The organism is Streptomyces sp. NPDC051243, assembly GCF_044455405.1.
GTDB lineage: Bacteria > Actinomycetota > Actinomycetes > Streptomycetales > Streptomycetaceae > Streptomyces.
Window position 1 is genome coordinate 95,315 of record NZ_JBITES010000023.1, and the last position, 19,655, is coordinate 114,969.

General features: G+C 71.2%; 18 protein-coding genes. 7 read left to right on the forward strand and 11 right to left on the reverse strand.

The features are described 5' to 3' along the window. Nucleotides 1-38: 38 nt before the first annotated feature. Entirely contained in the window at nt 39-827 is a 789-nt protein-coding gene (locus tag ACIBAG_RS41730) for a carbon-nitrogen hydrolase family protein (protein ID WP_399112833.1), read from the reverse strand. Between the two features lie 299 nt (nt 828-1,126). Here ACIBAG_RS41730 and ACIBAG_RS41735 point away from each other — a divergent pair, with 299 nt between their 5' ends. After that, nucleotides 1,127-1,669 carry a Repetin gene (locus ACIBAG_RS41735; RefSeq protein ID WP_399112834.1) on the forward strand — a complete coding sequence of 181 codons (543 nt, stop codon included), beginning with the start codon at nt 1,127-1,129 and terminating at the stop codon, nt 1,667-1,669. Here ACIBAG_RS41735 and ACIBAG_RS41740 read toward each other — a convergent pair. Then, nucleotides 1,638-2,834, reverse strand: coding sequence for an MFS transporter (locus ACIBAG_RS41740; protein WP_399112836.1), 1,197 nt, complete (start codon nt 2,832-2,834; stop codon nt 1,638-1,640). The two genes, ACIBAG_RS41735 and ACIBAG_RS41740, sit on opposite strands and share 32 nt — an antisense overlap. 120 nt (nt 2,835-2,954) lie before the next feature. Beyond that, nucleotides 2,955-4,442, reverse strand: coding sequence for an HAD-IA family hydrolase (locus tag ACIBAG_RS41745; protein ID WP_399112837.1), 1,488 nt, complete (start codon nt 4,440-4,442; stop codon nt 2,955-2,957). A 129-nt stretch (nt 4,443-4,571) separates the two neighbouring features. Between ACIBAG_RS41745 and ACIBAG_RS41750 the strand changes: the two genes are divergently transcribed. Continuing rightward, nucleotides 4,572-5,027, forward strand: a complete 456-nt coding sequence (locus ACIBAG_RS41750; RefSeq protein ID WP_399112839.1) for a hypothetical protein — start codon at nt 4,572-4,574, stop codon at nt 5,025-5,027. Here ACIBAG_RS41750 and ACIBAG_RS41755 read toward each other — a convergent pair whose 3' ends face one another. The 4 genes from ACIBAG_RS41755 to ACIBAG_RS41770 are packed head-to-tail and all read right to left on the reverse strand — an operon-like array spanning nt 5,028 to nt 9,076. After that, a complete protein-coding gene (locus ACIBAG_RS41755) occupies nt 5,028-6,119 on the reverse strand; it encodes an ABC transporter ATP-binding protein (RefSeq protein WP_399112840.1) in 1,092 nt (363 codons plus the stop codon). Between the two features lie 25 nt (nt 6,120-6,144). After that, entirely contained in the window at nt 6,145-6,987 is an 843-nt protein-coding gene (locus ACIBAG_RS41760; protein WP_399112842.1) for an ABC transporter permease, read from the reverse strand. Continuing rightward, nucleotides 6,975-7,907, reverse strand: a complete 933-nt coding sequence (locus tag ACIBAG_RS41765; protein WP_399112843.1) for an ABC transporter permease — start codon at nt 7,905-7,907, stop codon at nt 6,975-6,977. Before ACIBAG_RS41765 ends, ACIBAG_RS41760 begins: the two co-directional genes overlap by 13 nt. Next, nucleotides 7,904-9,076 (reverse strand): ABC transporter substrate-binding protein, encoded by a 1,173-nt coding sequence (locus tag ACIBAG_RS41770; protein WP_399112844.1) that lies wholly within the window; start codon nt 9,074-9,076, stop codon nt 7,904-7,906. Before ACIBAG_RS41770 ends, ACIBAG_RS41765 begins: the two co-directional genes overlap by 4 nt. A 226-nt stretch (nt 9,077-9,302) precedes the next feature. Here ACIBAG_RS41770 and ACIBAG_RS41775 point away from each other — a divergent pair, with 226 nt between their 5' ends. Both ACIBAG_RS41775 and ACIBAG_RS41780 read left to right on the forward strand, forming a co-directional pair. Continuing rightward, on the forward strand, nt 9,303-10,043 hold the full coding sequence (locus tag ACIBAG_RS41775; protein ID WP_399112845.1) for a GntR family transcriptional regulator: 741 nt from the start codon (nt 9,303-9,305) through the stop codon (nt 10,041-10,043). 109 nt (nt 10,044-10,152) lie between these two features. Then, entirely contained in the window at nt 10,153-10,611 is a 459-nt protein-coding gene (locus tag ACIBAG_RS41780) for a hypothetical protein (RefSeq protein ID WP_399112909.1), read from the forward strand. 74 nt (nt 10,612-10,685) lie between these two features. Here ACIBAG_RS41780 and ACIBAG_RS41785 read toward each other — a convergent pair whose 3' ends face one another. The 4 genes from ACIBAG_RS41785 to ACIBAG_RS41800 all read right to left on the reverse strand — a co-directional run bounded on the left by ACIBAG_RS41785 (nt 10,686) and on the right by ACIBAG_RS41800 (nt 14,901). Then, nucleotides 10,686-11,138, reverse strand: coding sequence for an Lrp/AsnC family transcriptional regulator (locus ACIBAG_RS41785; protein ID WP_062713983.1), 453 nt, complete (start codon nt 11,136-11,138; stop codon nt 10,686-10,688). Between the two features lie 10 nt (nt 11,139-11,148). Beyond that, nucleotides 11,149-12,636, reverse strand: coding sequence for an amino acid permease (locus ACIBAG_RS41790; RefSeq protein WP_399112846.1), 1,488 nt, complete (start codon nt 12,634-12,636; stop codon nt 11,149-11,151). Between the two features lie 234 nt (nt 12,637-12,870). Next, entirely contained in the window at nt 12,871-13,368 is a 498-nt protein-coding gene (locus ACIBAG_RS41795; RefSeq protein WP_399112847.1) for a GNAT family N-acetyltransferase, read from the reverse strand. Between the two features lie 90 nt (nt 13,369-13,458). After that, nucleotides 13,459-14,901 carry a GuaB1 family IMP dehydrogenase-related protein gene (locus ACIBAG_RS41800; protein WP_399112849.1) on the reverse strand — a complete coding sequence of 481 codons (1,443 nt, stop codon included), beginning with the start codon at nt 14,899-14,901 and terminating at the stop codon, nt 13,459-13,461. Between the two features lie 425 nt (nt 14,902-15,326). Between ACIBAG_RS41800 and ACIBAG_RS41805 the strand changes: the two genes are divergently transcribed. Genes ACIBAG_RS41805 through ACIBAG_RS41815 form a run of 3 tightly spaced genes read left to right on the forward strand, consistent with a single transcriptional unit; the run spans nt 15,327 to nt 19,653 of the window. Continuing rightward, nucleotides 15,327-16,256 (forward strand): hypothetical protein, encoded by a 930-nt coding sequence (locus ACIBAG_RS41805; protein ID WP_399112851.1) that lies wholly within the window; start codon nt 15,327-15,329, stop codon nt 16,254-16,256. Nucleotides 16,257-16,262: 6 nt separating this feature from the next. Further along, on the forward strand, nt 16,263-17,585 hold the full coding sequence (locus ACIBAG_RS41810) for a hypothetical protein (RefSeq protein ID WP_399112853.1): 1,323 nt from the start codon (nt 16,263-16,265) through the stop codon (nt 17,583-17,585). Nucleotides 17,586-17,595: 10 nt separating this feature from the next. Beyond that, nucleotides 17,596-19,653, forward strand: coding sequence for a hypothetical protein (locus tag ACIBAG_RS41815; protein WP_399112855.1), 2,058 nt, complete (start codon nt 17,596-17,598; stop codon nt 19,651-19,653). Nucleotides 19,654-19,655 lie beyond the last annotated feature (2 nt).

Genomic DNA, 19,655 nt, shown 5'->3' on the forward strand with positions numbered 1-19,655 from the left:
CGACTGCGACAGGGAAAGCGGGGGGAGGTTTCGGCTGCTCAGACGAGCGACCCGTAGAGACCGGGGCGGCGTTCCCCCAGATACGGGTTCGCCTCGCGGGAGGCGGCGAGGAAGGCGGGGTCGACGTCGGCGAGCACAAGCTCCTCACCGCGGCCGGCGCGGGTGCGGGCGACCCCGTCGGGCCCGGCGAGGGTGGACAGTCCGACGAACTCGAACTCCCCTTCCTGGCCGACCCTGTTGACGTACGCGACGTACATCTGGTTCTCGAAGGCCCGCACCGGGATCATCGACTCGGCGACGAACTGGAACGGATGCATCTGCGCGGTCGGCACGACCAGCAGGTCCGTGCCGGCGAGGGCGTGGGCGCGGACGTTCTCCGGGAACTCGACGTCGTAGCAGATCAGGATGCCGACGCGGACGCCGTCGAGGTCGGCCTGGACGACCGGCTGGTCGCCCGGCGTGAAGTGGTCGCGCTCGAAGCAGCCGAAGAGGTGGGTCTTGCGGTAGTTGGCGAGGCGCGTGCCGTCGGCGGAGATCAGCTGGGCGGAGTTGTACACGGTCTCGCCCGCCCGCTCGGGGTAGCCGTAGACGATCGCCAGTCCGTGCCGCGTGGCGAGTTCGGCGACGGCATCGGCGCAGTCGCCGTCCGCGGGCTCGGCGAGGCGGGCGATGTCGTCGCCGATCGCGTACCCGGTCAGGAACATCTCCGGCGCGGCCAGCAGCCCGGCGCCCGCGGCGGCGGCACGGCCCGCGGCCTCGTCGAGGACCTTGAGGTTCTCGACGGTCGAGCCGGGGCGGCCGGAGCTCTGGAGCAGGGCGGTGCGCATGCGTGTCCTCACCGGGGCGGAAGGGTGGTTGCGGGGGCCACGTAGACGGTACGGGCGGCTGACCAGGGCGGACAAGAAGGAGCCGTTGCGCGCTGGTGAGCGGTTTGTTGCGTCGGTCAGGGCTGCGGCGGCGATTCGTTGCGCGCCCTCGGACGGAGGCCCTGTCCGCCTCGGAGCGGAGGGGCGCGCGGGTGTCCCCGCCGTACGGCTGAGGCGGGGTCCCGCCCTCGGTGCGATGTGGCCGGGGCGCGCCCCCGCGACAGTGGTGGCTGTCCGGTTGACCTGCGGAAAGGACCGCCATGAACCGTCGTACGAAGACCGTCGTGCTCTGCTGTGCGCTGCTGCTGCTCACCGCCGGAACGGTCGGTCCCGTCGCCACCGCGACGGACGGGCCGCAGCAGCGCGAGGCGGCCGCGCTCACCGGCACCGCCAAGCTGTACCGCTCGGCCGGGGACGACATCACGTTCTCCTTCGACGCGCATCTGGCGGCCAAGGACACCGCCGACCCGACGAAGGCCACCGGCACCTTCGAGTTCAGCCACTACCTGGGCGACTGGGGCGCCTGGGCGAAGGCCGAGGTCGACTGTCTGGTGACCGGCGGAAAGGTGGCTGTCGTCTCCGGGGTCATCACCGACTCCGACCTGCCGGGCGCCGAGGGCAAGCGGGTCGGCGTCACCGTCCATGACGTCGGTCGTCATGACCGGCTCGGCTACAGCTGGGCCGCCACGGGCCGACCCGGTGCGGGGAACGAGCCGCCCGAGTGCGTGAGCTCCGCCCCCTTCGAGAAGGTCAGGAAGGGGACGGGCGACTTCACGGTCGTGCCGTGGCAGCCCGAGCTCTAGCCAGGGCCGACGCCGTCACCAGATAGGGCACCGCGAGCACCGCGAAGACCGTGCTGTGCGACGCGCCCGCGCCGAGCACTGCGTACACCCCGAACGTGGCGACCGTGGCGAGCTCCGTGCCCAGGCTCGCCACGGAGGTGAGGGTGGCCCGGCGGGACTCGTCGATACGGTGCTGGAGACGGACGTCGGCGAGCACCTCCGCGAGCTGGAACGCTCCGAAGGCCAGGCCGACCAGGGCGACGCCGGCCACCGAACGGGCCGCGGCGCCCACGGCCAGGGCGAGCGCGGCGCCCGCCAGCAGGGCCGCGAGGCCGGTCGTGCCGAGGCGTTCGGCCGGTCCGGACAGGAGGCTTCCGGCGGTGACGCCCGCCCAGATCAGCAGGATCAGATACGGGACGGTCGCCTCGGCGACGCCGATGTCCCGGACCAGCAGCGGGGTGTACTCGTCGAGGGCACCCCATACGGCGGCGACGGCGGGGATCAGTAAGAGCGCGCCGCGCACGGAACGGTCCCTGCGGACCTCGGCGAGCCCGGTCCGCAGCGTCGTCGCCCAGCTGTCGCCCCCGCTCTCCGGCTTCACCCGGTGCTCCGGGAACCGGGCGGCCGTGGCGGCCGTCAGCAGACAGGCCAGGATGCTGGCCGCGCCGACGGCCGGGTAGCCGCCCAGCGCGAAGGCGGGCCCGGCGAGACCGGCGGAGGCCATGGTGCCCAGCAGTCGCGCGGCGCGGGCCCGGCCCATGACCCGCGCGTACCGGTCGGCGGCGTCGAGATGAGCCAACTCGTCGTAGACCAGTGCCTCCAGCGCACCGGAACCGAGCGTTCCGCCGGCGCCCCACAGGACGAAGCCGAGCGCGAAGGCCCAGTACGCCGGCGTGAGCACCCACAGCGCGAAGCCGACGGCGGTGAGCAGCGGGCCGATCCACAGCAGCCGGCGCCGCGACACGGCGTCGGCCCAGGCGCCGGAGGGCACCTCCAGGACCACACCGGTGATGGACCACAGGGCGAACAGGGAGGAGATCTGCCACAGCGACAGGCCGGTGTCGGCGAAGAGCAGCGCGTACACCGGGTAGAGCAGGACGAAGTCGTCGAGGAACGAGTAGCCGTACAGCGTGGTCGTCAGCCGCCGGACGCCGGTGGCGGGCGCGCGTGCAGGTGAGAGTGTCATGAGGCCTTCCCGCAGGGACGTTTCGGACACCGGGGGTGCGGCGTCCGAGGCGGCCCTCGGGAGGCGCGGCTGGTGGATCAATGTCGCCAGGTCATGACACCGATGGTAGGCGGCCGCGGCTCACCCGTGCAGGGAGAATGTGGTGATCACCGCCGCGTGGTCGGACGGCCAGTCGTTGTCCTCGACGTCCGGCCAGGGGCGCGGACGACCGCTGACGTAGGTCTCGGAGTCGAGCACGCGCAGGCCCCGGTGCAGCACGAAGTCGATCCGGTCCTGCGGTTCGGGGCGTCCGCTGCCGTCCTCGTGCACGGGGTGGATCGGCGACCAGGTGTGGCCGGGGTGGGCGGCCGGGTCCGGGTGCGCCTCGCGGTAGGAGTCCCGCAGCCCGGCCTGCTCGGCCGCCTTGGTCACCGGCCACTCCACGTCCGGCCGGTCGAGGTGCGAGGGGGAGTTGAAGTCGCCGACGAGGACGACGGGCACGCCGGGGTCGGCGGCCTCCTCGATCCGGCGCAGGGCGTCCCGCAGCTGGGCGAGCCGCACCCGCTCGTGGGCGATCAGCTCGGCGGCGTCGAGCCCGTCGAAGGCGGACTCGTACGGGCCGTAGGGCGTGTAGTCGAGGTGGGCGGTCCAGAGGTCGACCTGCCGCTCCCCGACCCGGATCCGAACCCCGGCCGCCCCGTAGAAGCCGACGCCGGGGTCGCCGAAGCGGGCCGTGATCGGGTGGCGGCTGATGATCCCGAGGTTCTCGCCGGCCCGGTGGTGGTACCAGCCGAGGGCGTCGGCGAGTTCCTGGGCGGCGGTGCCGTACGTCTCCTGGAGGCCGACCACGTCCACGCCGGTCCCGGTGATGACCTTGAGCTGCTTGGCCCGGTGGTCGTGGACCTTGGTGCCGCCGTGCCAGAGGTTCCAGCTCATGACGCGCAGGCCGGGCGCCGGCAGGGCGCGCGCCCGGAGGTCGCGCAGCCGTTGCGGGGTCACGCCCTCGAGGCTGGCGAGGACGGTGCGTCCGGGGGCCGGCTCGATCGGGGCGAGGGAGGGCACCGCGAGCACCGTGCAGCCGGCCGCCTCGGCGGAGGTGACGCCGGTCGCGGTGTCCTCCACGGCGACGCAGGCGCCCGGGTCGACGCCGAGGGCGTGGCAGGCGGCGAGGTAGGGGTCGGGGGCGGGCTTGGTGCGGTCGGTGTCGTCGGCGGTGACGGAGACCGCGAAGCGGCTCGCGCCGAGGGCCGCGAGGACGGTGTCGGCGACGGCGCGGGGGGATGCCGTGACCAGGGCCGTGGGGACCTGCTCGCGGGCCAGGGCGTCGAGCAGGTCGAGCGCGCCGGGTCGGGGGACGATACCGGCGCGGACACGGTCGGCGAACTCGCGGTGGAGCGCTTCGGCGAGGTCGGTGGCCGACGCTCCCGTGGCCGCGGCCAGCCAGCCGGCGGTGTGCTCGACCGGGCGTCCGAGCACCTCCTGCTGGTCCGCCTCGGTCAGGGTCCGCCCGGCGACGCACTCCACCGCCGCCCACCACAGCTGCTCGGTGTCGACGAGGGTGCCGTCCATGTCGAACAGGACGGCACTCAGGGAATTCCCTGATGCATTTTCACGGTCTCGGGTTGCCACGTTTGCCGACTCTTTCAATTCTCGTCGATACATATTGGACGGAACAATACCTGGGTGAGACGAATTGCAATTCCCTCCGAAATTCATGCTAGGTTGACGCGACCACACCACACCGACCGGAGGTGTCGCATGCGTTTGCCTGCCCGAATCGCCGCGGTATCCGCGGCGCTCGCGTCCGTAGCGGGACTGGGATTGCTGCAGGCTCCGGCCGCCAGCGCTCTGTCCGTGCACTACACGTACAAGGACTGCGACTTCTACGTGGGGATTCCGGTCCATCACTACTACAGTCGCGACGACCAGCGCATATCCGTCGACGGCTCCTGGAAGTGCAAGAGCTCTCACACGTTCCACATGACCTCGGCCATCAACTACCAGCACCCGGCACTCGGCCGCGTCGCGTACGAGCAGAAGAACTACGAATTCAAGAGCAAAAAGTCGGCGAAATGGAGCATCACTCATCAGTGCAAGTTCGACTATCCGAATTCCGGAGCCAAGGCGAAGACCTGGCAGACCGTGTGGCTCCGGGAATACGGCGGCCGTTGGGAGACCCCATCGGTGAACCTCTACTGCGGCATGTTCAAGTAATCACCCGGCCCGGTCCACCACCATCACCGGCTGGTCCGGCAGCGTGACCGCCACGCGGACGCCGGGGGCGAAGTCCCCGGCTTCGGCCGTGGGTACGTCGGCCTTGATCTCGGGGCCGTCGTGCGGCAGTCGCACAGTGAGACGAGTGGTCGCCCCCAGGAACGTGGCGGCTGTCACCTGCCCGTCCCCCTCCGGGTCCGCGGCGACTCGTACGGCCTCCGGGCGGACGAGGACATCCACCTCGACTTCCCCGGCGGGGGAGCCGGACTTCACGGGCACGGTGCGGCCGAGCACCCGCACCGCGCCCGTGCCGTTCGTGCGGCCGGGCAGCCGGCTCACCGTGCCGACGAACTCCGCCACGAACTCCGTCCCCGGGTCGGCGTACAACTCGCGGGGGGTGGAGCACTGCTCCAGGCGTCCACCGCGCATCACCGCGACGCGGTCGGCGATGGACAGGGCCTCCTCCTGATCGTGGGTCACGAACAGCGTGGTGATGCCGAGCTCCTGCTGGATGCGGCGGATCTCCTCGCGCAGGGTGAGCCGCACCTTGGCGTCCAGCGCGGACAACGGCTCGTCGAGCAGCAGGACCCGGGGGCGCAGGGCGAGGGCGCGGGCCAGCGCCACGCGCTGCTGCTGGCCGCCGGAGAGTTGGTGCGGAAAGCGCCCGCTCTTGTCCGCGAGACCGACGAGTTCCAGCAGTTCGGCGGCACGGGCACGGCGCTCGGCCGCGCCGACCTTGCGCATGCGCAGGCCGAAGGCGACGTTGTCGAGTGCGCTGAGGTGTGGGAACAGGCTGTACGACTGGAAGACCATGCCGGCGTCGCGACGGTGCGCCGGGACCCGGGTGACGTCCTCTCCGTCCACCAGGAGGGCGCCCGAGTCAGGGTGCTCGAACCCGGCGAGCATGCGCAGGGCCGTGGTCTTGCCGCAGCCGGACGGGCCGAGGAGCGCCAGGAGTTCACCGGGCCGTACGGCGAGATCCAGCCCGTCGAGGGCGACCGTGCTGCCGAAGGCGCGGCGCAGGCCCCGGAACTCGACCGTGGCGGCCGCGTCGGCCGTGTCGGCCTTCGGCTGGGGTGCTGTGAGTGTCATCTTCCGGGTCACCTCTGGGATCGGATCACTTCTCGGTGGTGGTCGGGGAGGGAGTGCGCCCGCCGAAGGCGGCGATGGCGAGCAGCAGCAGCCAGGTCACGAACAGGCTGAGGACGGACACCGCCACGGACATCTGTGCCTGCGAGCCGCCGATACCGACGATCCAGACGGCGAAGGGCCGGAACTTCAGGATCTGAGCGACCGTGAACTCGCCGAGCACCAGCGCCAGCGTGAGGAACGAGGCGTTCAGCAGGGCCCCGCGAAGGTTGGGCAGCACCGCCCGGACCAGCGCCTGCGCCCAGCCGGCGCCGCAGTTGCGGGCCGCCTCCACGAGGGTGGGTACATCGATCGACCGCAGACCCGCGTCCAGCGCCCGGTACACGAACGGCAGCGCCATCACCGTGTAGGCGAGGACGAGTACTACGGGGAAGTCGGGATTCTGCACCGCCACGAAGGTCTGGAACAACGGAGTCGGCGAGAAGTACTCGGGCCCCCACGTCAGCACCGTGGCGATGCCCGCGACGAACGCGATCGGCGGCACTACCAGCGGCAGCGAGCAGACGATCTCGACGACCGGGCGCAGCCGCCGCGCACCGAGCCGCAGCGCGACCATCGCGGGCACCATCAGCAGCAGGACCAGCGCGATGGTGGCGGCGGCCAGTTCCAGCGAGAGCAGCAGGCTGGAGACGAAACCCTCGGCGCCGAGGATCTGTTCGTAGACGTCGAAGTTCACCCCCTGGCCGGGTACGTCGACCGTGAAGATCACGGAGGCGGCGAGCGGCAGCAGGAAGTAGACCGCGGCGCACAGCAGGACCACACCGCGCCCGGGGCGGACCTTCCCGATTCCGCGACTGGTCAGGCGAGCCATCGGGCACTCCGTCGTTGCAGGGGCAGGTACACGGCCATCACAAGGCCCGCCACGAGGACCATGTCCAGGCTCAGGGCCAGCGCGACGTTCTCCTGGCCGACCAGGACGTTGCCGGCGAGGGCGTCGGCGATCTGCAGGGTGACCAGCGGGATCGAGCTGCCGACCATGGCGGCCGCGGTGGCGTACGCGGCGAAGGCGCTGCCGAAGAGCAGCACGAAGCCGCCGAGCAGTGAGGGGGCGAGCACCGGCAGTGCGACGTGCCGCCAGTACTGGGCGTTGGTGGCGCCGTTGTTCCGGGCGGCCTCACGCCACTGGGTCCGCAGTCCGTCGAGCGCCGGAGTGATGGTGAGGACCATCAGCGGGATCAGGAAGTACAGGTAGGCCAGCGTCAGCCCGGAGAAGCCGTAGAGGCTCCACCCCTTGTCCGTCAGGTCCAGGCGACGGGTGAGGAAGCCCGAGTTGCCGAGCGTGGCGACGAAGGCGAAGGCCAGCGGGACACCGCCGAAGTTGGCGAGGACCCCGGAGGCGGTGAGCACGGCCTCACGCAGCATCTTGGACCGTGAGGTCACCACGGCCTGCGCCAGCAGCAGCCCGCTCACCACGCCGATGGCCGCGGAGAAGGCGGAGAGCTTCACGCTGCCGATCAGGGCGGTGAGGTACGCCCCCTGCAGCGAGGCGGTCACATTGGCGACGCCGTACGAAGTGGCTCCCGTGACGGGGTCCTTGACGGTGAAGGCGCCGTTCATCATGGCCAGGGCGGGGATCCCGAAAGCGAGCGCCACGAAGGCGAGCAGCGGGACGACGGCGAGCCCGCCCCCGACGCGGCGCCGCCGCCCGGAGGGGGCGGCGGGCGCGGCGGCGTCGGTACCGGTGTTCGCCGAGGCGGCGGGGGCGACGGTCGCGTCGGTCCGGGTCGTCATCCGGAGACAGCCTTGCCCCAGCCCTGGGCGAGGACTTCCTTGGCTTTGGCCTGCTGGGCCTCGGTCGGGAAGGCTGCCGTACCCGAGACCTCGGGCAGCTTGGCCGCGGCGGCCTTGTCGAGCGTGCCGGCCTTCTCCATCGAGGCCATGAGAGCCGGGCGGGCGTACCCCTTGAGCCAGAGGTTCTGGCCCTCGGCGCTGTAGAGGTACTCCTGCCAGAGCCGGGCGGCCGCCGGGTGCGGGGCGTCCTTGTTGATGGCCTGCGAGTAGTACTGGGAGAACTTGCCGTCGGTCGGGACGGCGACCTTCCAGTCCAGTCCCTTGGACTTGAACTCCTGCGCGTATCCGGCGTTCAGGTAGTCCCAGTCGATGGTGATGGGCGTCTCGCCCTTCTCGACCGTGGCCGGAGTCGACTCGACCGGCGTGTAGTTGCCGTTCTTCTTCAGTTCGGCGATGAAGTCGATCCCCGGCTGCAGGTCGTCGAACGAGCCACCGTTCGCCAGGGCCGCCGCCCACACCCCGGCGAAGGCCGAGCCCGACTTGGTGGGGTTGCCGTTGAGGGCGACCTGGCCCTTGTACTGCGGCTTCAGCAGGTCCTTGAAGGTGGTCGGGCACTCCTTGACGCGTCCCGCGTCGCAGCCGATGGAGATGTAGCCGCCGTAGTCGTTGTACCACCGGGCCTGGGCGTCCTTCTGGGCCACGGGGATGTCGTCGAACGACGCGACCTTGTATGGGGCGAACAGGCCCTGCTGGGCCCCGCTCAGCGCGAACGACTGTCCCAGGTCCAGTACGTCGGGCGCACGGTCCTGGCCCTTGAGCGTGGTGACCGCGCTGATCTCCTCCTGGCTGGAGCCGTCGGGATTGTCGACCTCGACCTTGATGCCGTACTTCTTCTCGAATCCGTCGATGAGGGCGCCGTAGTTGGCCCAGTCACGCGGCAGGGCGATCGCGTTGAGCTTGCCCTCCTTCTTCGCCGCCTTCACCAGGGCGTCCATGCCACCGAACTCCTCGGCGGAGGTGGCGGTGGCGGCGCTCTTGCCGTCGGCGCTGGTGGACGCGTTGTCGGGGGCGGCGCCACAGGCGCTCAGGGCGAGCGCGGCTACGACGGCGAGGGCGCCGCTTCGGGCGGCGGTTCTCGGCAGGGCTGTGCTCGGCAAAGACGTGGCCACGGTTTCTCCAGGGGACGCGCGACGGTGCAGGAGGATCTTGCCCAGGAAAGATCTCGAACTTGTCTGAACAAGTTGGCCCCAGTAGGCCCGCCGATGGTGACACGTCCGTTAACACTGGCGAAAGCCTCTGCCCTGAATTTGTGCATAGTCCCCACTGACACGGATCACCACGGGATCTCGATTACGCTGGTCACGCTGTGCACAGCAATCGACTCAGAGGGGAAGCATGGCGGCGCGACACGAGGAGATCGCCGACGAACTGCGCCGGGCGATCGACCGCGAGGAGTACACGGTCGGCAGTCTGCTGCCCGCCGAGACCGACCTCGCGGCCCGCTACGGCGTCTCACGCGGCACGGTCCGGCAGGCCGTCGCGACACTGACCGCCGAGGGCCTCATCGGCTCCCGCCAGGGCGCCCGCCGGCTCGTCCTCGCCAGCCGCCGCAGCCAGAGCTTCGCCGAACTGCGCAGCTTCGCCCAGTGGGCACAGGCGATGGGGCGCGAGGCGACCGGGCACGTGGTCGCGCAGGAGTACCGCCCGGCGACGGCCGAGGACGCCGTACGTCTTCAGCTGAGCGCCGGAACCCCGGTGCTGCACGTCCTGCGGGTGCGCGGCCTGGACGGCGAGCCGGTGCTGCTGGAGCGGACCGTGTACGCCGACTGGATCTCCCCCGCCGTCGAGGCCATCGAGCCCGACTGCCCGTCCGTCACGCAGCGCCTCTACGACGACTCGGGCCTGGTCTTCGCCTACGGCGAGCACGTCATCGACGCGGTGGCCGCGGGCGCCCAGGACGCCGAACTGCTGGGCATCCGCCGCACGAGCCCGCTGCTGCGGGTCCGCCGCGTGACGACGACCCGCGAGGGACGGCCGGTGGAGTGGTCGGACGACCGCTACCGCTCGGACGCGGTGAGCTTCAGCGTGCACAACTCGATCGACAACAACGCGCTGGCACGCAAGACGGCCGACTGAGGTTCTCCGCCGAGCGGCTATGCACGTCCTCCTGCCGGAGGAGGCCGTCGTGCCCAGCGGCCCGGAAGACTTCCGGAAGAGGCCGAACCGCCAGTTCGAGGGGGACTTCATGGACGCCGCCAAGATGCTCGACCTGCCGTTCGTCGACGCGCACACGACGGTCGTCGCCGCGGATCCGGACGCCGTCTGGCGCGCCGTCGCCGAAATGGTCGACCGCAGCGTCAGGAACCGGCCCACCGCGTTCGTCGCACGCCTGCTCGGCTGCGCCGACCGCACCGCGTCCGGCCCGAGGCCGCCGGCAGAGGGCTCCACGGTCCCCGGGTTCCACGTGGTCAGCGCGGTGCCGGGGAGGGAGCTCGCACTCGCCGGGAGCCACCGCTTCTCGACGTACGCCTTGATCTTCCGGTTGGAGGAGGCAGGCGGGGGACACACGAGGGTGCGCGCCGAAACGTGGGCGGCCTTCCCGGGCCCGGCGGGCACCCTGTACCGGCTCCTGGTGATCGGAACACGCGGCAACGCGGTGGTCGTACGGCGCATGCTGACGACCGTGCGCAAACGCGCCCGATAGGGGCGCGGGGCTGTATGGATGTGCTGCTCCGCCGCGTGGGCGCGATCAACCTCCACCAAGCCGCGGACGACCCACTACGTGGGCGACCCGGAAGAAAACCGCCGCAGCAATGGCGACAAAACCAGAACGGACTTGGTCCGCTCCACGAACGGCTCGCCCGCGATCCGCTCAAGCACCCGCTCGAAGTGCCGCATATCAGAGGCGAAGACCTGCACGACCGCGTCCGCGTCACCGGTGACGGTCGACGCGGCCACGACCTCCTGGTACCGCTCCAGCCCCCGCCGGATGGTCTCCGGCGAGGTGTTGTGCCGGCAGTAGATCTCGACGAACCCCTCGGTCTCCCAGCCCAGGGCGGACGGGTCCACCCGCACGGTGAAGCCGGTGATCGCCCCGGTGGCCCGCAGCCTGTCCACGCGCCGCTTCACGGCAGGCGCGGACAGGCCGACCAGTTGCCCGATGTCCGCGTAGGAGCGGCGGGCGTCCTCGGCGAGGGCGTGCACGATGCGTTCGTCGAGATCGTTCAGCACTGCGGGGTGTTCACTTCACTTCTGGTGTTGCGAGAGCCTCATCCGTCGCGAGACGGGAACGGCGATAGCCGTACACGAAGTAGAACACGAGACCGGCGGCCATCCAGAACCCGAAGACCACCCAGGTGACGCTGTCGAGGCTGAACATGTTGTACGCGCAGAACAGGAAGCCGAGCACCGGCAGCACCGGCCCGAACGGCACCCTGAACGTGCGCTCGAGCTCGGGCCGCTTCACGCGCAGCACGATCACCGCGATGTTGACCAGCGCGAAGGCGAACAGCGTGCCGATGCTGGTGGCGTCGACGAGCTTGCCCAGCGGGATGAGGGCGGCGAGCGCACCGCAGAAGAGGGACACGATGACCGTGTTGAGGCGGGGCGCGCCGGTCTTCGCGTGGACCTTGCCGAGCGCCTTGGGCACCAGACCGTCGCGGGACATCGCGAAGAGGATGCGGGTCTGGCCGTAGAGCACCGTGAGGACCACGCTCGCGATGGAGATGACCGCGCCGAGGGCGAGCAGCGTGCCCCAGAAGGTCTGGCCGCTGACGTCGTTCATGATCGCGGCGAGGGAGGCGCTGGAGCCCTCGAACTTCGTCCAGTGCCAGGCGCCGACGGCTACACCCGCGACGAGCACGTACAGCGCGGTCACGATGATCAGCGACAGCATGATCGCCCTCGGCAGGTCCCGCTTGGGGTCCTTGGCCTCCTCACCGGCGGTGGAGGCGGCGTCGAAGCCGATGTAGGAGAAGAAGAGCGTGGCACCGGCGGCGCTGACGCCCGCCATGCCGAGCGGCATGAAGTCGGCGTAGTTGCCGGACTTGAAGCCCATGAAGCCGACCGCGCAGAACAGCACCAGCGCGGCGATCTTGACGGCGACCATGATCGTGTTGGCGCGGGCGGACTCCCGGACGCCGCCGAGCAGGAACACCATCGCCAGCAGGACGACGATCAGCGCGGGCAGGTTGATGATCCCGCCCTCACCGGGCGCGGAGGACAGCACGGACGGGATGGTGACGCCTATGGTCCCGTCGAGCAGCTCGTTGAGGTACTCGCCCCAGCCGACGGCGACGGCGGCCACCGACACGCCGTACTCCAGCACCAGACACCAGCCGCAGATCCAGGCGACGAGCTCGCCCATCGTTGCGTACGCATACGAGTACGAGGAGCCCGCGACCGGGATGCTGCCGGCCAGCTCGGCGTAGGACAGGGCCGAGAACAGCGCCGTCAGACCGGCGATCACGAAGGCCAGGGTGACCGCGGGACCGGCCTCCGGGACGGCGTCGCCGAGGACGACGAAGATGCCGGTGCCGAGGGTGGCACCGATGCTGATCATGGTGAGCTGCCACATGCCCAGGGAGCGCCGCAGGGCCCCTCCCTCACCCTGACCGCCCTCCGCGACCAGGTGTTCCACGGGCTTGCGACGCATCAGACGCGCGCCGAGACCCGGGGACGGCGGGCCTGTCCGGTTGCTGTTCTGCGGGGGTGCGCCTTGGTCGAGCACGCGCTGACTCCTTCGTCGCTGCCTATCGGGGCGGCGGGGACCGGCGGCACCCTGCGACAACAGGAACCCACCGAGCGGGGTCCCTGCCACGCCACGTACGAGGCGACAGCCTACGAGGAGCGGCGTTGCCGTTGTAATGCAGCAACCTTGCGTATGCCCGCAAGATCATTGCGTTCCTGGGGGCTGGGTGGGTGTTCGTTGCAGGGCGGCGTTCGACCGTTGCGTACGGGCTGTTCAGGGGAGGTCTCGGACGAGGAACGTGCAGGGGTCGACGCACTCGCGGATCGTGCCGTCGGCGTCCTCGTACGAGTAGCGGTCGAGGTAGTCGGTCAGAGACCGGTAACCGAGCCGGGCGTAGAGGGCGGCCGCCCGCGGGTTGTCCTTGGCGACACCGATGCCGACGACGTTCAGGCCCCGTTCCCGGGCCAATCCCTCGGCGGCGCGTACCAACGCCGTACCGATGCCGCGCGAGCGCAGCTCCTCGGGCCACACGGCGAGGCCGCCGATCTCGGGGCAGCCGGGACGCGCTGCGCGTACGTCGGCGTCCGCGCAGCCGATCCAGCGCATCTCCGTGTGTCCGACGGGCCGCCCGTCCAGCCAGGCGACGAGACAGGTGCACTCCCCCGCCTCCTGGCGCGCGAACCGCCGGGCATGGAAGGAAGTACGGCCGGGCGAGCCCATGTACCGGTCCAGCAGGGCGACGTCGGCGGCCGTACAGGCGGTGATCTCCATACCCCGACGGTAGAGCCCGAGCACGCCGAACGGCCCCCGCTTTTCCCGGCGTGCGGGACAACGGGGGCCGTGCGCAAGGGCGTTGAGGCGTCAGCTCCAGCTGGCGTACAGCGGCTTGCCCTCCGCGTAGCCGGCCGCGCTCTGGATGCCGACGACGGCCTTCTCGGCGAACTCCTCCAGGGAGCCGGCACCAGCGTAGGTGCAGGACGACCGCACGCCCGCGATGATCGAGTCGATCAGGTCCTCCACGCCGGGCCGGGCCGGGTCGAGGAACATGCGGGAGGTGGAGATGCCCTCCTCGAACAGGGCCTTGCGGGCGCGGTCGTACGCGGACTCCTCCGACGTACGGTTGCGCACGGCACGCGCGGAGGCCATGCCGAAGGACTCCTTGTACGCCCGCCCCTGGGCGTCGTGCTGAAGGTCGCCCGGCGATTCGTACGTCCCCGCGAACCAGGACCCGATCATCACGTTGGACGCACCGGCCGCGAGCGCCATGGCGACGTCACGCGGGTGCCGCACACCACCGTCGGCCCACACGTGCTTGCCGTACTTCTTCGCCTCGGCGGCGCACTCCAGGACCGCAGAGAACTGCGGCCGGCCGACGCCGGTCATCATGCGGGTCGTGCACATCGCGCCCGGACCGACACCGACCTTGATGATGTCGGCCCCGGCCTCGACGAGGTCCCGGACCCCCTCGGCGGCGACGATGTTGCCGGCGACGATCGGCACCTGCGGGTCGAGTGCGCGCACGGTCCTGATCGCGTTGATCATCGACTCCTGGTGGCCGTGCGCCGTGTCGATGACGAGCGTGTCCACGCCCGCGTCGAGCAGCTGCTTGGCCTTGCCCGCCACGTCGCCGTTGATACCGACGGCGGCCGCGATGCGCAGCCTGCCGTTCGCGTCGACGGCCGGCGTGTACAGCGTGGCGCGCAGGGCGCCCTTGCGGGTGAGGATGCCGGCGAGACGGCCGTCGGCGTCCACGGCGGGGGCGTAGCGCCGGTTGTGGTGGTCGAGGGTGTTGAAGGCCTCGATCGGGTCGATGTCCGCGTCGAGGAGCAGCAGGTCACGGGACATGACCACTTCGAGCTGGGTGAAGCGGTCCACGCCGGAGAGGTCGGAGTCGGTGACCACGCCGATCGGCTTGTTGTCCTCGTCGACGACGACACCGGCGTTGTGCGCACGCTTGGGCAGCAGCGACAGCGCGTCGGCGACGGTCTGGTGCGGGGCCAGCACGATCGGGGTGTCGAGGACGTGGTGGCGGCTCTTCACCCAGGCGATGACGTCCGTGACGACGTCGATCGGGATGTCCTGCGGAATGACCACCAGGCCGCCGCGCCGGGCCATCGTCTCGGCCATACGGCGGCCGGCGATGGCGGTCATGTTGGCGACGACCAGCGGGATCGTGGTGCCCGTGCCGTCCGGGGAGCTGAGGTCCACGCCCTGCCGCGAGCCGACCGCGCTGCGGCTCGGGACCATGAAGACGTCGTCGTACGTCAGGTCGTACGCGGGCTGGATGTCATTGAGGAAACGCACGTGCTGCACATCCCAGTCGATCAGAGGTGGCCCCCGGACAGGTCAGCCAGGGGTAGGAGCACGTACTTCATTGTCCCATGTCGTCGGGTATGAACGGGCTGGTCGGAACGTCCAGGCAGGCGGACGGCCCCTTCGTCACTTCCTCCGAAGCCGCGGCGGTGTCGGGCGACCGAGAGCCGGCTTCCCGCCCCTGGGCCCCCGGGCCCCCGGGGGCGGCCTCCGGATCTCAGGGGCTTCCCCCGGGGTCTGTTCCCAGGGCCGCGAGGGGCGTCGACGGGCGCCTCCCCCGGCCCCTCCCGCCTGCCGTCCAGGGGGCGCCCCGGAAGCGGGCACTGACGCGGTCCCCGGGCCCGCCTTCCTACGTTGGCGGACGAGCCCATGTGAGGGCTCGGCCGACCACGGTCACCGCGACCGGGAGGGAGCTGATGGGCATGCAGCAGTACGGGCTCACCCCTTACCACGAGAGCGAGTCCTACGAACAGGAGCTGGAGTTCGGCGCGGAGGCGCAGATGCCCGGCGAGTACGAGATGCAGGGTGCCGAGGCGGAGTTCGGCACGCACGCGGAGCAGCCCGAGTTCGCCGGGCACGCCGAGGGCACGTTCGGCGGCCCCGGCGAGGCGGGCGAGTTCGGGGCCCATGCCGAACAGTGGGAGGCGGAGGCCGGGTTGCACGAGGGGCCCGGGCTCCACGAGGGGGCACCGCTCCACGAGGGCATGCCCGGGGAGCTGGTCCCGGCGCGGCAGTCGGAGAGTCCGCTCACCGAGCAGGAGGAGATCCAGCTGGCCTCGGAGCTGTTGGAGATCACGACCGAGGCGGAGCTGGAGGAGTTCCTCGGCCCACTCCTGCAGCGGATCGGCAGGGGTGTGGGCGGGTTCCTGAAATCGCGGGTCGGCCGGGCGCTCGGCGGCGCGCTGAAGGGCATCGCCAGGTTCGCCCTGCCCTTGGCGGGCAAAGCCCTCGGTTCCGTCGTCCCCGGCCTGGGCACCATCGCCGGCGGCATGCTGGGGACGATGGCGAGCAAGCTCTTCGAGGTGCAGTCCGAAGGCGTCGACCGGCAGGAGTACGAGTTCGAGATCGCCCGGCGCTTCGTGCGGCTGGCCGCGGCCTCGGCGCAGAACGCGGCGCTCGACCAGCGCCATGCGCCACCCCAGCTGCTGGCCCGTGACGCCCTGCTGGCCGCCGCACAACTGCATGCGCCGGGCCTCGCCCGCCACCCGCAGCTGATCACGCGCCCCGGCCCTTGGTACTGGCCGGAGGCCGCACCGGGCACGCCCGCGAACGGCCAGGTGGCCGGCCGTGCCCGCTCCGGCCGGTGGGTCCGCTACGGCCGCAAGATAGTGATCCTGGGGCTCTGAGGAGCCGTGGAGGCCACATCCGCGGCCGTGCCCCTGCTGGACGGCGAGGCCCGCGCCCTGCTGACCCGGCTGGACCGGGTCAAGCCGTTCGCGCTGCACGAGACGATGGTCCCCGCCGCCGCCCCGACCCCGCAGGCCCAGGCCGCCGTGGAGCGGTTCCTGCTCACCGGGCGCCGGGAGCTGCGCCGCCGGGTCGCAGCGTATCTGGCCTGGCTCGCCGGCCCGGGCCGCACCGCTTCCCCACAGCTCGCGCAGCGGCGGTTCACGGTACTGCGCAGCCGCTTCAACGGCGTTCTGACCCAGTTCGACCTGTTCCAGGAGGCGATCACCCAGCGCAGCGAACGGGACACCGGGGTGTGGCTGGCCGGCCTGGACATCGCGGCGGCGGACGCGCTGACGACTCCGCGCACCCCGCTGCACACACCGCCCCCCGTCCTCACCTACCTCGATCACGGGCCGGGAGCGGCCATCCGCCGGGCCAACACCCGGATACCGGGCGGCGGACGTACGCCGGTGGCCCTCATCCGCATGCCCCGCGAACGCATGGTGGGGTACGGAATCGGCGCCTCCCTGGTCCACGAGGTCGGCCACCAGGCCGCCGCCCTGCTGGGCCTGGTGGACTCCCTGCGACCGGTGCTGCTCGACGCCGAGCTGACCGGGCGCGACCCGGCGGAGCGGGCCGCCTTCGCCTACTGGGGGCTGACGATCAGTGAGATCGTCGCCGATTTCTGGTCGGTCGGGCAGCTCGGCGTGGCGGGCACGCTCGGCCTGATGGGTGTGGTGAGCCTGCCCCGCAGGTTCGTCTTCGCCGTCGTGCCCGACGACCCGCATCCGATGCCGTACATCAGGGTCCGGCTGAGCTGCGCGCTGGGAGACGCGCTGTATCCGCACCCGCAGTGGCGCGCGCTGGCCTCACTGTGGTCCGCGCTCCATCCGCCGGCTCCGCTCCCCCGGAACCTGATGCTCCTGCTGGAGGCCCTGGAGTCGACGGTGCCGCGCTTCGTGGACGTCCTGCTGAACCACCGGCCGCCCACGCTCGGCGGCCTGCGGCTGGCGGACGTCATGCCGCTCGCGTCGCGCCGGCCGGAGCAGCTCCTGGCCCGGCACCGGTACTGGACGCGCAGGCCCGAGCTCCTGCGCCGGGCCCCGCCGACACTCGTCTTCGCGGTCCTCGGCCAGGCGCGAGCCGCCGCCCGCATCACCCCCGAGGTGGAGAGCCTCCTCCTCGGGGACGCGATCACCCACTGGGCCCTCGCCGGCACGCTCGCTACGACGCAGCGGTGCGCGGGGGCCCGACCCGAAGTGTCCGCCGGCACTGCCGGAAGCTGAGGAGTTCGTCATGGCCGATCTCAAGGCCCAACCACAGACCATCGAACAGGGCGGCAGGGTCCTTCTCACCTTCGAGCTGACCCGGCGCGAACTGGCCGCGGCGGCCGCCGCCGGCTCCTCCGCCGGCATGCAGATCACCGCCACAACGGCCCCCGCCGGCAACCCGTCGGGTACGACGCCCTCCGCCGCCGACAGTCCGGGAGGCGGCCCGGCGGGGGCGGCGGCGCCTGCCGCCGAGGCGAGCATCAGGTGGGTCGTCGACGGAATCGGCACCCTGACCACCACGGGCACCGACACCGACGACCAGGGGCCGTGGACCGCCTTCTGGGACGTGCCCGCCGACCAGCAACCCAGCCGCTACACCGCGCGTGCCATCTACACCACGCCCGGCCGGCCCCCCGTGGAGGACACCGACCAGGTCACGGTGCAGACCAAACCCTTCGCACGCGGCGACTCCCTCCGGGTGCACATGGGCCGGACGGACACCAAACCCACCGACGACCAGGCGCTGTGGACGGTCATCCGGCGCAGCACCGACCGCCTCGCCTTCCAGCCGTACGCGGACTGGATCAACGAGATCATGTGCGGCACGAGGCAGCTGCCGACGGTGCCCGCCCCCCGGCATGAGCCCATGAGCCGCGCGCTGCCCTTCCCGGGTGTCGACGCCTATCTGCTGCTCAAGGTCGCCACCGAGGTGTTTCTGCTGGTCAACTGTGGTGTTCATGTGACGTCCAGTGACATCGCCGGGCAGTTCAAGCTCACCGACCGGGAGCTGGCGGACGAACTGGACCGCTACAGCACGGACGAACCGGGCGGTGACGCCTTCCAGTCGGCGATCATCAACCGCTGGACGCGCTATGTGAAAGCCGACCCGCTGCACGCCCCGGCCGCCGACCCGGCTGTCCTGCCGTACCTCAGCCTGATCCGGATGAAGCTCGGCGGCCAGGGGATCGGCGTCCACGACGCATTCGGCGACCAGTGCTACGGGATCCTCAGCGGGAAGTTCACCTTCCCCTGCTTCCTGGAACTCATCCACAGCTACTGGCACGAGGAAGGCATGCTGACCCAGTCGGTGGACGCCATCGCCCGCCGGTTCCAGAACATCCGCGGCCCCGGTGCCCGGGATCCGCTCGCGCATGTGGAGATCGATCCGCTCCGCGCCCTGAACCCCATCCTGTGGGGCTATGTCCAGGACGCCCAGCACCGGCTGACGGCCCTGCGCCGCGCGCACGAGTACGACCACCACTACGGCATCAACCAACTCCCGCCCGGCGCACCGGCGTTGCGCCCGGCCGACAGCCGGCCGCGGTTTCTGGAGGCGTTCCACACCCTGCTCCAGCTGAGCTCCGTCTTCTTCCGCGAGGACGACGACACCACCGTCCTCGCCGACGGCTTCCCGGTCCTGAACGCCCTCAAGGACGTCCACCTCCTGCTGACGGAGGGGCAGCACAACCAGTACGGCGACCTGCCCTGGACCGCGCGGCAGGAGATGCTGATGCAGCAGTGGATCCTGGCGCGGCCGGAGATGCGGGAGTTCCTGCCCGGCCGGACGATGGTCGCCTATCCGGAGCCGTGGATGGACCGGGTGGACACCATGAAGCGCCTCCAAGGCTGGACCCCCGACACGGTGATCCACTTCCGGGACCTCGGACGGTTCGGCGAACAACTGCTGCTGTCGGTGCGGTTCGGCGACTGGAGCAACATCATCGACCGCAACTCGGCCGCGAACTGGGCGCGCTACTGGCGCGGCGAGATCCAGGGGTACATCCACTCCTACCGCTCGGTGACCGGCGTCGACCTGACCAGCACCCCGGTCGACGGGACGCTGCCCGCCATCCATCTGCGCAGCCGCCTCGCCCAGCACCGCTCCGGCCGTCGTCCCGCCCTCGATCCCGCCTCCCCCGCCGCACTGCCGGCACCGAACCGTCGCAGGGCCGCCCCTGGCCTGGCGGAGCCCCGCTCCGTCCCACAGCTCCCGTCGGCGCAGCGCGCGGCGCGGGCCCGACCCGCCTCGCTCCCGCCCGGCCGCCAGGGCGCCCCCCGGCTGCCCGGGCCGGAAGGACGGTGACC